Raw genomic sequence first — 12,053 nt, 5'->3', positions numbered from 1 at the left:
GCGGCCGCGCGACTGGCGCCGCTCGACGCGTTCGCGCTGGACGCGCTGTTCGGCTTCGCCGCGGCGCAGCGCGTGCTTGCTGCGCGCGAGCTCGGCCACGGCGCGCGCCTGGGCCGCCTCGCGGCTCTGCGCATAGAACGCGTAGTTGCCGGCATAATCGGCCAGGCCGGCCGGCGACAGCTCGACGATGCGCTGCAGGCCGTCGAGCAACTCGCGGTCGTGGCTGACGACGAGCAGGCCGCCGCGCCAGGCCTGCAGCCGGCGCCGCAGCGCCTCGCGGTGCGGCCGGTCCAGGTGATTGGTCGGCTCGTCGAGCACGAGCACGTCGGCCTCGGCGAGCCAGCCGCCGAGCAGCGCGACGCGCGTGAGTTCGCCGCCGCTGAGACTGACTGCGGGCCGCTGCGCATCGAGATGCCCCAGGCCGTGCGCGTCCAGTGCCGCGGCGAAGCGTTCGCGCAGATCCCAGCGCTGGGCCACGAGGTCGAAATCCTCGACCGCGACTTCGCCGTTCTCGATGCGCGCGAGCGCCCGCAACGCGCCGGCAACTCCGGCCAGATCGGCGACCGTGGCGCCGGGCCCGGGGGCGATCTGCTGCGGCAGATAGTGGACGCACGCAGCGCCGGTGCGGCGACCGGCGGAAGGCACGGTCCGGCCGGCGATCACGCGCGCGAGAAACGACTTGCCGACGCCGTTGCGGCCGACGAGGCCGACAGGCCGCCGGTCGAGCACGAAATCGACATCGGAAAACAGGATTCTGCCGTCGGGCAGCACGCAGGACACGCGGTCCAGCGCAAGCAGAGGATTCGTCATGCGGATACCAGGAATGCCGGGCGCGATCCGTCCATAAAAGACGGGGCGGACAGGCCGTCACGGGGACGGCGGCATTACTGGCGCATCGGACGACTACCTCGTGCCGTGGGAAGGGACGCGCACGCTAACCGAAAGGCCGCAGCCAGGCAACCGCGACAGGGGCTTGGCGGCGCCCGTGCCGATTCGGATGCGCAATGCCGGTCCGCCGCCGCGAACGGCGGCGGGCCGCCACGCTCAGCGCGATTCGATCGCGACGAACTCGCGGTCGTCGGGGCCGACGTAGTTCGCGCTCGGACGGATGATCTTGCCGTCGATGCGCTGCTCGATGATGTGCGCGCTCCAGCCCGAGGTCCGCGCGATCACGAACAGCGGCGTGAACATCGGCGTCGGCACGCCCATCATGTGATAGCTCGACGCGCTGAACCAGTCGAGGTTCGGGAACATCTTCTTGAGGTCCCACATCAGGGTTTCGATGCGTTCGGACACCTCGAACAGGTTGCGGTTGCCGCCGGCTTCGCAGAGCTCGCGGCTGATCGACTTGATGATCGGATTGCGCGGGTCGCCGATCGTGTAGACCGGGTGGCCGAAGCCGATGATGATTTCCTTCTTCTCCATGCGTGCACGGATGTCCGCTTCGGCCTCGTCGGCGCTGCGGTAGCGCGCGATGATGTCCATCGCGACTTCGTTCGCGCCGCCATGCTTGGGACCGCGCAGCGCGCCGATCGCGCCGGTGATGGCCGAATAGAAATCGCTGTTGGTGCCGGCGATCACGCGCGCCGTGAACGTGGACGCGTTGAACTCGTGCTCGGCGTAGAGGATCAGCGAACGGTCGAGCGCGCGCTCGTGCAGCGCGCTGGCCGGCTTGCCGTGCAGCAGGTGCAGGAAGTGGCCGGCGATGGTTTCGTCGTCGGTCTCGGTGCCGATGCGGCGGCCGTTGTGGCTGTAGTGGTACCAGTACAGCAGGATCGAGCCGAAGCAGGCCATCAGCCGGTCGGCGATGTCGCGCGCCTCGGAGATCGGATGCGCTTCCTTCTCCGGCAGCACGGTGCCGAGCACCGACGCGCCCGTGCGCATGACGTCCATCGGATGCGTCGCCGCGGGCAGCAGCTCCAGCGCGGCCTTGACCGGCTGCGGCAGGCCGCGCAGGCGCTTGAGCTTGGCGCGGTAGGCGCGCAGCTCCGAGGCGGTCGGCAGGTGCTCGTGCACGAGCAGGTGCGCGACTTCCTCGAACGTGGCCTTCTCGGCCAGGTCGGCGATGTCGAAGCCGCGATAGTGCAGATCGTTGCCGCTGCGGCCGACCGTGCAGACCGCGGTATTGCCGGCCGCGACGCCGGAAAGGGCCACGGACTTCTTGGCCTTGGGAAGGACTTGCTGTGCCGCTTCGCTCATAGAAACTCCTGGGACGACCTCGGTATACGTTCGCAGCGTGGCTCTTGTGCCCACCTGCTCATCTCCACAACCCCTGCCAAACGCCGGTCGGCGTCTGGCGCCCCCTTGACTCAAGGGGGCCGTTTCGGGCGACCTGAGCAAGTTTTACTCCGTCGCTCCGTATTGCTGCTTGCCGCTACGACTCCATCGCAGATGCCGGCTCGGCGAGGCATTTCCGGCGCCACGCCGGCGTTGAATGTCATCTGCCGTTTTCAATCATTGAATTCTTCGGCCTCGTTGCGCTCGCAGCGATCGACGGAACGATAGCCGTCCTCGCGCCGCGCACCACCGCTTTCCACTACCCAGCATTCGTCGAGCGTCGAGCAGAAGCACAGGCGCCGCTCCACTCGCGCGAGCTGCGGACGTACGCGCTCCCAGACCGCGCGCTCCGGAAACTGCGCCATCACGTAGCGTTCGCCGGCGCTCAGCACGGTGCCGTTGACGGTGGACTGGACGTACTCGCCGGGCTCCAGCCGCAGCGCGCCGGCCAATGCGGCCCAGTCGCGCTGCACGGCGCCGTCGAAGCGGAGGCGTGCGCTGCGCACGAGCGCCGGCCCGACGCCCTTGTTCATGACCAGCCATTCCTGCTGCGTGTCGGAACTCATCAACAGCAGGCGGGGCCAGACTTGCGCGCGCACCTGCTGGCGCTGCAACCAGGCGGTGTAGCCTGAAACGAACAGCGCGAGCAGGCCGATCAGCGCGGCGATCACGGCGGAAACGCCGTTCCAGTCGCGCCGCGGCGACGTGCTCGGTTCAGCGGCCGCGGCCTCGTCCATCAGTCGCCGGACTTGGCGAACAGCTCGTCGAGCTTGCGCTCGTAGGCGTGATAGCCGAGGAAGTCGTACAGCGCGTCGCGCGTCTGCATGGTCGGCACTGCGGCCTTCTGCGTGCCGTCGCGGCGGATGGTCTCGTAGACGTTCAGCGCCGCCTGGTTCATCGCGCGGTAGGCGCCGCAGCAGTACAGCACGATATCGACGCCGGCGGAGCCGAGCTCGGTCGTCGTGAACAGCGGCGTCTGGCCGAACTCGGTGATGTTGGCGAGGATCGGCACCTTCACCGCGTCGCGGAACTGGCGGTACTGCTCCAGGGTGTAGATCGCCTCGGGGAAGATCATGTCGGCGCCGGCTTCCACGCAGGCCTGCGCGCGCTCGATCGCCTTGTCCAGGCCCTCGACGGCGATCGCGTCGGTGCGCGCCATGATCACGAAACCCGCTTCGTGACGCGCGTCGACGGCGGCCTTGATGCGGTCGACCATCTCGTCCTTCGGCACGATGGCCTTGCCGGGCCGGTGGCCGCAGCGCTTCGCGGCGACCTGGTCCTCGATGTGCAGCGCGCCGGCGCCGGCCTTGATCAGCGAACGCACGGTGCGCGCGATGTTGAACGCGCCGCCCCAGCCCGTGTCGACGTCGACGAGCAGCGGCAGCGGGCAGACGTCGGTGATGCGGCGGATGTCGGTCAGCACGTCTTCCATCGTGCTGATGCCCAGGTCCGGCATGCCGAGCGAGTTGGCCGCAACGCCGCCGCCGGACAGGTAGATCGCCTTGAAGCCGACGCGTTCGGCCATGCGCGCGGCATAGGCGGTGATCGTGCCGACGACCTGCAGGGGATGTTCGGCGGCGACGGCTTCGCGGAAACGCGCGCCGGCACTGAGGGTCTGGCTCATGGAGATCTCCGCTCAAAGACCGCGGATTTTAAGCCAGTTCGGCGCTCTGGGCAGCCGGGACGCCCGAAACCGACAAAAGTCGAACGCCGGCGCGGCCGGCGCCCGCGTGGCGGCTGCCGCTGAGCCGCCGGCGAACCGCGACACACCCAGGCACCTTCGCCGCGAAGGCGCGCACCGGAATGCCGGGCAATCCGTCCGGATTCCGCCGACCGTCGGTCAACGTCGGCGCAACGGCCCGGGAATTGCGTCGATCGGCGGTCTTCGCCGGGCAATCACCACGCGGCTGCGCTCGCCGCGGCCTACGTCGTCGTCAGGAAACCGAGGTCGCGGCTCGCGAAGTGGCCGAGGTTCGGCAGGATGTCGTCGATGCCGCCTTCGCCGAGGCCGAACCAGCGCGCGAGCGTCGCCGCGTACTGGTCCACCGACTGGGTCGGGATCAGCTGGCCGTAGCCGGCGTCGTCGGTGTTGCCGCTCTGCGCGAGCGACGGCATGCGGCCGTAGAAGCGCCGTCCGCGCACGGCGCCGCCGACGACGAAGTGATGGCCGCCCCAGCCGTGGTCGGTGCCGTCGCCGTTGATCGAGACCGTGCGGCCGAAATCCGACGCCGTGAACGTGGTGACCTGGTTGGCCAGGGCCAGCTCCGCGGTCGCATCGTAGAACGCCTTGAGGCTCTGGGCGAGATCGCCGAGCAGGCCCGGATGCACGTCGGACTGGCTGCCGTGCGTGTCGAAACCGCCGAGGCTGACGAAAAAGATCTGCCGGCGCAGGTTCAGCACGTTACGCGCCTTGATCAGCCGCGCGACCATGTGCAGCTGGCGGCCGAGGCGGCTTTCCGGAAATACCGTCGCGACGTCGCCGGCCGAGGTCAGCGCGGCGCCGATCGCTTCGTAGTTCGCAATCGCGCTGTTCATCGCGCGCGCATAGCTGCGCTCGAACACGTGCGCCTGGCCGCCGTCCTGCAGCAGCGCGTTGAACGCGGCGACGCCGGCCTGGTTGTCCCAAGTGTCGAGATAGCCGATCTGCTCGACACCGTAGGAGCCGATCACGTACTGGTTGACGACGTCGCCGCGCTGGAACAGCGCCTGCCCTTCCAGCGAGACGAGCATCGACTGCGCCTGGTTGGGATTGCCCGCATGCATCAGGTCGGCGATGCGCCCGCCCCAGCCGCTGGCGTTGCCGTCGTCGGGGCGCGAGGTCTGCCAGAGGTTGGCCTGGTCCTCATGCGAGAACAGCTGCGCCGGCACCGGCACCGTGCCTTGCTGGTATTGCAGCTGCGTGACCGGATGGATCAGCGTGCCGACGTTCGCGACGATGCCCGCATGGCCGTCGCCGAACAGGGTCGCCAGCAGCTGCATCTGCGGATGCAGGCCGTAGGAGGCGCCGTCGCCGGGCAGGCCGTCGGCGAACGGGTCGAGCGCGATCAGCTGGTTCTGCGGCACGGCCAGCGCGCCGCGCGACGCCGCGTAGACGCCGTAGTGCGCCGCGTCGCGCGGCACGACGGTGTTGAAGCTGTCGTTGCCGCCGTGCAGGAACACGCAGACCAGCGCCTTGTAGTCCGGAAATATCGTGCCGTTGCCGGCGGCCAGCGCCGCGTTGAGCAGGCCGAGGTTGCCGAGCGCGGAACAGACGCCGGCGCCGCCGAATGCGGCGTGCAGGCAATGGCGCAGGAAGTTGCGACGGGTCGTCTTCATGGCGGCGGCCTCACTTCTGGATCGAATATTCGGGAGAGCTCAGCACGAGATACAGCGCGTGCTGCACGCGGTCGCGGCCGCCGTTCGCGTTGGCCAGCGCGTTCAGCCGCGTGACCAGAACGTCGCGCATGAACGGCGACATCTGGCCCGACATCAGCAGCAGGTTCAGCCGCTCGACGAGCGCGGCCGGGTCGGCGGCCAGCGGATTCAGGGTCGTCGCATAGTCCATGAGCAGTTGGTCGGGATCCTGCGCATAGCTGTAGCTGCTGCCGACGTAGAAGTAGAAGATGCGCCAGCCCAGATCATTCGGCGTGGTCACGAGCATGGTGTCGGTCGCGATCTGGAATTCCGGACTGACGAGGCCGAGATCGCGGATCTCGCCGGGCTGCTGGAAGCCGGGCCGGAAGAAGTTGAACACGCTCGGCGAACGCAGCGGCGCCTGGCCGTACCAGAGCGACGGATTGATCAGCAGATTGATGCGGCCATTGACCGAGCGCGGCGCGGTGATGCGCCAGAGCTGCACGAGCTTGAGCCACGGTTCGCGCAGCTTGCCGTAGCGGTCCACCGCGTTGCCGGAATAGCCGTGGCGCGCCTCGTTGTCGAGCAGCACGGCCTTGATCACGGCGCGCAGATCGCCGCGTACGCCGGCGCCGTTGTCGTTGAAGATCGCCGCGGCGCGCGCGACGTAGGCCGGACTCGGATTGCTGGTCACGAGACGCTGGATCAGCTGCCGCGCGATGAACGGGCCGACGTTCGGATGCGCGGCGATGTTGTCCAGCGCCGCCGCCAGTTCCTGGCGCGCGGTGCCGCCGGGCTGCAGCAGTCCGCCGGGCAGCGCGACGCCGTCGTAGACCAGCAGCTGCTTGGCCGTGGTCGTGTCGTGGTAGGCCTCGAACGGCAGCATCGGCTCGCGCATCGCGGCCGATTCGGGTGCGTGATAGTCGCCGACGCAGCCCGGGTAGCCGGCGGTGGTGCAATTATTGAAATTCCAGCCCGTGAACACGTGGGCGAAGCCGCGCACGGTGTTCTGGTTGTAGGTCGGCACGGGCTGGCCGGCGACGAGCACCGGCGTGCCGTCGGGGTTGAGCTGCTTCAGGCCGATCGAGAACAGCTGCAGGATCTCGCGCGCATAGTTCTCGTCGGGACGGATGTTCAAGGCCGCATCGGGCTTGCGGTTGCCGATCATGGACAGATAGATGCCCATGGCCGGATGCAGGGTCACGCCTTCGAGCAGGTCGCGATAGCGGCCGAACGCATTGGCCGCGAGCATGTCGTACCAGCTCGCCGTGGCCCAGGCCTGCAGCTCCAGGCCCGGGTTCTGGTCGGACACGACGAAGATCTCCGACAGCGCGAACGCGACGCGCTGGCGCAGCTGGTCCTTGTGCACGCGCGGCGGATTGCTCGGGTCGTAGAGGCCGACCGAATGGATCAGCCAGGCTTCGAGCCGGTCCTGCTGATAGATGCCGGAGAACTGGCCGGCCCAGTCCAGGTACGGCGCCTGGTATGACGGCGTCTCGGCGAACTGCTCGGCGAACCAGGCCTCGTAGCCGACCTGGCGCAGATGCTGGATGTCGGCCAGGGTCGCGCCGAACGTCGCCTGGTTCAGGAAACGCGCCGCCTCGGCGTCGCTGGACGGTCCGGCCGACGCGGCTTCGAAACCGTGCCGCCAGATCGGATCGGGCCTGTGGCTGAGGCCCTGCGCCTGCGCGAGCGGCGCCGCGCAGAACAGCGCGAATGCCGCGAGCCGGCACAGGCCGCGCCGCCGTGATTCCATCTCCATCGCCCTCTCCTTTCGTGGTCCGGTACACGCAACGACGGTCGCCCGCCGCTGCGAACAGCGCCGAATGCGGACACGGTCACGAAACCGGCAACCGCACCGACCGACGGAGCGCGGCGCAGACTAGCGGTGCGATGGGGACGCGAGCGCGAGCGGGCGCACAGTCGCGCGCGCCTCGCGACGGCCGGCGGTTTGCGCGCGACCGGCGGAGCGGATCAACGGCGGCGCGCGGCCGGCTTCGCGGTCTTCGGCGCCGCCGCCTTGACCGGTGATGCGGGCTTTGCCCCGCCCGGCTTGCGCGCGGCGGGCTTCGCCTTGGCCGGCTTCTCCGCCGGGCCGGCGGCAGCGGACTTGCGCGATACGGCAGCCTCGTCCGGCGGCGCCCAGAGCGCGAAGTCGAGATTGCGGTCCCAGCCGTAGCGCGCGAGATCGACGCGGCCGTGCTCGACGCGCACGCCCTCGCCGATCAGCCGCGCGCGCTGCTCGCGATACGGCCGGGACTGGGGCGGAAACGCGATGCGGCCGTCGGAGCGCAGCACGCGGAACCAAGGCAGCTCGACGCCTTCGGGTGCCTTGCCGAGCGCCTTGCCGACCAGGCGCGCGCGGCCCGGCAGCCCGGCGCGCGCCGCGATCTCGCCGTAACTGCTGACCTGGCCGGGCGGAATCTTCGCGACGGTCGCGTGAATCGCCGCCAGCGCCGCCTCGCCGGCCGGCGCCGCAGCGGCGGTTTCGGGCCGCGCTGTCAAGTCTTGTTTCGCCATCCGACCAACCCCATTGGCGCCACTTCGCCGCTGCCGGTCCGGTAGCATACGCGCCATCCCCCCCGGAGAGCCGTTCCATGCACAGCTTCGAGCAGATCCGCTCGCACGTCAGCGCCAAGCATCAGCTGCGCATCAACGATCCGTATCTGATCAGCTTCGACCTGCTGTTGCAGGGCGGCAGCCGCCACCAGGGCATCTATCTGTCGGAGCTCGATCACGAGGACGGCCGCAAGTTCCTGCGCATCTCCACGCCGATAGGCCCGCTGACCGGCATGGACGCCAAGCGCTGCCTGCGCTTCAACTGGGAACAGCGCATGGGCTATCTCGCGGTCAGCGACCTCGACGGCTCGCCGTATCTGCAGCTCTGCGAGAACCGTCCGTACGAGAACCTCGTGGTCGAGGAGATCGACCTGCTGATCGCCGAGATGGGCCCGCTCGGCGACCGCATGGAACAGGCCATCTCCGCCGGCGGCGACGCGTTCTGATTCCCGCGCCGGCGCGCCGTTGCCGCGCCGGCCGCCGTCGACACAGAATCGGGCTCCTCCTGCGGAGCCCGTCCATGAATGCCCGAATCGCCGCGGCCCTGCTGGCCGCTTTCGCCGTGCTGCCGGTCCATGCCCGCACGCTCGCGCTGGTCGGCGGCACGCTCGTCGACGGCACCCTGCGCGACCCGATCGCCGACAGCGTCGTGATCGTCCGCGACGAGCGCATCGTCGCCGTCGGCAGCCAGGGCGAGCTCGCGATTCCGGCCGACGCCGAAATCGTCTCCACCGAAGGCATGACCGTGCTGCCCGGACTCTGGGACATGCACGTGCACCTGATGATCAACGGCCACGCGGACTACGCGCATTGGGACAAGGCCTACGCCGGCCGCCTGCGCGATCCCGTCATGCCGGCCTCGGCGCGCCAGCTGCTGATGGCCGGCGTGACCGGTGCGCGCGATCTCGGCGCGCCGCTGGCCGAATCCATCGCCGTGCGCGACGCCATACGCCGCGGCGAGATCGACGGCCCGACCCTGTTCGTGTCCGGGCCTTTCATCCAGAAGAAGCCCTACCCCGGCACCGAGGCGTTCCGCTGGGGCGTGGACTCGCCGGCCGACGCGCGCGCGAAGGTCAAGCGCCTGGCCGATGCCGGCGTCGACGTGATCAAGCTCATCGACCAGGACCAGATGAGCGAGGCCGAAGTCGCCGCGGTCATCGACGAGGCGCACAAGCGCGGCAAGCCTGTCGTCGCCCACGCGCACCGGCCCGAGGAAATACGCCGCGCGCTGAAATACGGCGCCGACTGCCTCGAGCACACGGGCCTCGCCGCCGCGCCGCGCTATCCCGACGACATCATGGACGCGCTGCGCGAACGCACCGCGAACATGGCCGCCGGGCCGCTGTTCTGGACGCCGACGATCGAAGGCCTCTACAACTTTCCCTACGTGGTCAAGCACCACGAGCACATCGACGACGCGCGCTGGCATCTCGGCCTGCCGCCCGACATCGTCGCCGACATACGCGCCTCGCTCGCGCATCCGGAGCGCATCGCCTATTTCCAGCAGACGCCGCAGCGCTGGCCGACCCTGCAGACGAAGTTCGAGCAGCTGCGCGGCAACGGCGTGCTCCTGCTCGTCGGCACCGATTCGGGCATACCGATGAAGTTCCACAGCGACAGCACCTGGCACGAGCTCGAAGTCTGGGTGAACCGGCTCGGCGTGCCGGCCGTCGACGCGATCCGCGCGGCGACGTACTGGCCCGCCGTCGCGATGAAGGCCGACAAGGACTACGGCAGCGTCGCCGAAGGCAAGTACGCCGACATCATCGCGGTGCGCGGCGACGCGCTGCGCCACATCGCGCTGCTGCAGAACGTCGACATCGTCATCAAGCACGGCAAGCGCGTGAAGTAGCGCGCCCCGCCGCGGCGCCTGCACGACGGAGCGGAAGAACGCCTCGACCGGCGCTTCAACACGCAGGTCGCCGCGGTCGCGCCGGGCGAGGCACCGTGCCGCTCGCGGGCCGACGCGGATTTGCTCATTGCACCGGCGGCGCCTCGAAACCGCCGCGATAGACCGGGTCGCCGTCGTAGAGCACGTCGCCGGCCGTCGGCCGGTTCGTCGTCGTGCCGTCGCCGAGCTGGCCGTTGGCGTTGGCCCCCCAGCACTGCAGCCGGCCGGCCACGCTGATGCCGCAGCGGTTGCCGCCGACGCCGCGCGCCTTGCGCGTGTCGCTGCCGAAGCCGATGACCGCGGCCGGCACGGTGCGCGCGGTCGTCGTGCCGTCGCCGATCTGGCCCGATCCGTTGGAACCCCAGCACTTCAGCGCGCGCGACGGCGCGAGCACGGCGCACTTGGCCGTGATCGCGACGACGCCGCCCGACAGTCCGACCACGTCGACGGGCTGGCGCCGGTTCGTCCCGGCCGTGCCGTCGCCGACGTCGCCGTTCGCGTTGAGACCCCAGCATTTGACCGCACCCGTCGTCAGCAGCGCGCAGACCGTGTCGCCGACGTCCGCATCGACCGCGGCGACGCCGGAGCCGAGGCCGATCACGTCGACCGGTGTCGAAAACTGCTGGTTGTTGACGTCGTTGTTGCCGGTCTGGCCCCAGTTGTTGCGTCCCCAGCACTTGACTGCGCCGGCCGTCGTCAGCGCACAGGTGTGCTGGAAGCCGGCCGTGATCGCGGCGACGCCGCTGCCGAGCCCCGCGACGTCCACCGGCGTCGAACGGTCGGTGAAACTGCCGTCGCCGAGCTGGCCGGCGCTGTTGGACCCCCAGCACCTGACCGCGCCGGCCGCGGTCAGCGCGCAGCTGTGCACGTTGCCGGCGACGACCTGGACGACGCCGCTGAGGCCCGTCACGACGACCGGCGTGTGCCGGTCCACGGTCGCGCCGTTGCCGAGCTCGCCGCGCGCGCCCGAACCCCAGCAGCGCACGCTGCCGTCGCGCAGGACCGCGCAGCTGTGCACGCCGCCGATGCCGAGGCTGGCGACGTTGCCGTTCAAGCCGTACACCGGCACCGCGATCGTCGCGTTCGCGAAGCTCGCGTTGCCGATGTTGCCGTTGGTATTGCTGCCCCAGCAGTAGACATTGCCGGCAGCGCTCAGTGCACACGAAAAACTCTGTCCCGCGCCGACGTCGACGATGCCGGCGAGCGGCTGCGTCGCCGCGGTCGCGGCAGGTCCGACGAGGACGGGGAAAATCAGCGACACGGAAGCAGCGAGGGACGAACGCAGACGACGGCGGTCAGGCAGCATGGCGATTCTCCGGTGATCGCCGCTGCAGGGCGCGGAAACGGGCCGCGGTGTCGCAGGCCGTCGTCGCGCGATTCGCTCGTCTGCGGCGAACGGTGCCGGCGAGCGGACGGCCGCTGCCGGTCGTACCGCTCGCGATGGCGCGGCGCCGTGCCTCCGTTATGCCGCTGCGCTCAATCGCGCCGCCGCTGCCCGTCGACGAGACGCCAGAGCTGCAGCGGATTGGCTTCCTGCAGCGCCGGCGGCAGCATCGGATCGGGCACGTTCTGGTAGCAGACGCGGCGCGCGAAGCGTTCGATCGCGGCCGTGCCGACCGAGGTCGCGCGCGCGTCGGAGCTGGCCGGATACGGGCCGCCGTGGACCATGGCCGCGGCGACTTCGACGCCGGTCGGCACGCCGTTCATGAGCACGCGGCCGGCGACGGCCGTCAGGCTCTCGACCAGCGGCGCGGCCTCGGCCGCGTCACCGGCGTCGGCGTATACGGTCGCGGTCAGCTGGCCCGGCAGCGCCGCGGCCAGGGCCTGCCGCTCGACCGCGTCGCGCGCGCGCACGACCAGGCTCGTCGGACCGAAGACTTCTTCGTGCAGCGCCGCGTCGGCGATGAACCGCGCGGCGTCGACCTCGTACAGCGCCGGCTGCGCACGGCCGTCGGGCTGTGCCGGCGCAACGAGCGCCGCGACGCCGGCCTGC

The 12,053-nt window shown here is 70.0% G+C and carries 10 protein-coding genes and 1 pseudogene; 2 read left to right on the top strand and 9 right to left on the bottom strand.

Annotated features, from left to right (window positions below; genetic code table 11):
- The 7 genes from NON22_RS13100 to NON22_RS13070 all read right to left on the bottom strand — a co-directional run.
- The coding region (locus tag NON22_RS13100) for an ATP-binding cassette domain-containing protein (RefSeq protein WP_257387386.1) at positions 1 to 810 on the bottom strand (810 nt) is incomplete at its 3' end.
- 234 nt (positions 811 to 1,044) lie between these two features.
- Positions 1,045 to 2,199 (bottom strand): bifunctional 2-methylcitrate synthase/citrate synthase, encoded by a 1,155-nt coding sequence (prpC, locus tag NON22_RS13095; RefSeq protein WP_257387385.1) that lies wholly within the window; start codon positions 2,197 to 2,199, stop codon positions 1,045 to 1,047.
- A 251-nt stretch (positions 2,200 to 2,450) separates the two neighbouring features.
- Complete coding sequence (locus NON22_RS13090; protein ID WP_257387384.1) at positions 2,451 to 3,014, bottom strand: hypothetical protein; 564 nt, start codon at positions 3,012 to 3,014, stop codon at positions 2,451 to 2,453.
- Positions 3,014 to 3,901: a methylisocitrate lyase gene (gene prpB, locus NON22_RS13085; protein WP_257387383.1), complete on the bottom strand. Its 888-nt coding sequence runs from the start codon at positions 3,899 to 3,901 to the stop codon at positions 3,014 to 3,016. The genes NON22_RS13090 and prpB overlap by 1 nt, the downstream gene beginning before the upstream one ends.
- Positions 3,902 to 4,200: 299 nt before the next feature.
- Positions 4,201 to 5,592 carry a DUF1501 domain-containing protein gene (locus tag NON22_RS13080; protein WP_257387382.1) on the bottom strand — a complete coding sequence of 464 codons (1,392 nt, stop codon included), beginning with the start codon at positions 5,590 to 5,592 and terminating at the stop codon, positions 4,201 to 4,203.
- A gap of 10 nt (positions 5,593 to 5,602) precedes the next feature.
- Positions 5,603 to 7,372, bottom strand: coding sequence for a DUF1800 domain-containing protein (locus tag NON22_RS13075; RefSeq protein WP_257387381.1), 1,770 nt, complete (start codon positions 7,370 to 7,372; stop codon positions 5,603 to 5,605).
- A gap of 212 nt (positions 7,373 to 7,584) precedes the next feature.
- On the bottom strand, positions 7,585 to 8,115 hold the full coding sequence (locus NON22_RS13070; RefSeq protein ID WP_425507978.1) for an MGMT family protein: 531 nt from the start codon (positions 8,113 to 8,115) through the stop codon (positions 7,585 to 7,587).
- Positions 8,116 to 8,207: 92 nt separating this feature from the next.
- Between NON22_RS13070 and NON22_RS13065 the strand changes: the two genes are divergently transcribed.
- Positions 8,208 to 8,615 (top strand): hypothetical protein, encoded by a 408-nt coding sequence (locus NON22_RS13065; RefSeq protein WP_257387380.1) that lies wholly within the window; start codon positions 8,208 to 8,210, stop codon positions 8,613 to 8,615.
- Positions 8,616 to 8,689: 74 nt separating this feature from the next.
- Positions 8,690 to 10,021 (top strand): amidohydrolase family protein, encoded by a 1,332-nt coding sequence (locus tag NON22_RS13060; RefSeq protein ID WP_257387379.1) that lies wholly within the window; start codon positions 8,690 to 8,692, stop codon positions 10,019 to 10,021.
- 124 nt (positions 10,022 to 10,145) lie between these two features.
- On the opposite strand, the gene NON22_RS13055 is transcribed toward NON22_RS13060, so the two are convergent.
- Both NON22_RS13055 and NON22_RS13050 read right to left on the bottom strand, forming a co-directional pair.
- Positions 10,146 to 11,366: an RCC1 domain-containing protein gene (locus tag NON22_RS13055; protein ID WP_257387378.1), complete on the bottom strand. Its 1,221-nt coding sequence runs from the start codon at positions 11,364 to 11,366 to the stop codon at positions 10,146 to 10,148.
- A 170-nt stretch (positions 11,367 to 11,536) separates the two neighbouring features.
- A pseudogene (locus tag NON22_RS13050) lies at positions 11,537 to 12,053 on the bottom strand (aldehyde dehydrogenase (NADP(+))); the annotation flags it as partial.

The sequence above is a fragment of the Tahibacter caeni genome, assembly GCF_024609805.1.
Classification (GTDB): Bacteria; Pseudomonadota; Gammaproteobacteria; order Xanthomonadales; family Rhodanobacteraceae; genus Tahibacter; species Tahibacter caeni.
Note: the sequence above shows the minus strand (reverse complement) of the source record. Positions and strands in the feature narration are given on the sequence as shown.

What these genes read in the sequence shown, in the direction of transcription:
- NON22_RS13080 (WP_257387382.1), bottom strand. Translation starts at nt 5,592, where the DNA reads ATGAAGACGACCCGTCGCAACTTCCTGCGCCATTGCCTGCACGCCGCA.
- NON22_RS13055 (WP_257387378.1), bottom strand. Translation starts at nt 11,366, where the DNA reads ATGCTGCCTGACCGCCGTCGTCTGCGTTCGTCCCTCGCTGCTTCCGTG.
- NON22_RS13075 (WP_257387381.1), bottom strand. Translation starts at nt 7,372, where the DNA reads ATGGAGATGGAATCACGGCGGCGCGGCCTGTGCCGGCTCGCGGCATTC.
- NON22_RS13065 (WP_257387380.1), top strand. Translation starts at nt 8,208, where the DNA reads ATGCACAGCTTCGAGCAGATCCGCTCGCACGTCAGCGCCAAGCATCAG.
- prpB (WP_257387383.1), bottom strand. Translation starts at nt 3,901, where the DNA reads ATGAGCCAGACCCTCAGTGCCGGCGCGCGTTTCCGCGAAGCCGTCGCC.
- NON22_RS13090 (WP_257387384.1), bottom strand. Translation starts at nt 3,014, where the DNA reads ATGGACGAGGCCGCGGCCGCTGAACCGAGCACGTCGCCGCGGCGCGAC.
- prpC (WP_257387385.1), bottom strand. Translation starts at nt 2,199, where the DNA reads ATGAGCGAAGCGGCACAGCAAGTCCTTCCCAAGGCCAAGAAGTCCGTG.
- NON22_RS13060 (WP_257387379.1), top strand. Translation starts at nt 8,690, where the DNA reads ATGAATGCCCGAATCGCCGCGGCCCTGCTGGCCGCTTTCGCCGTGCTG.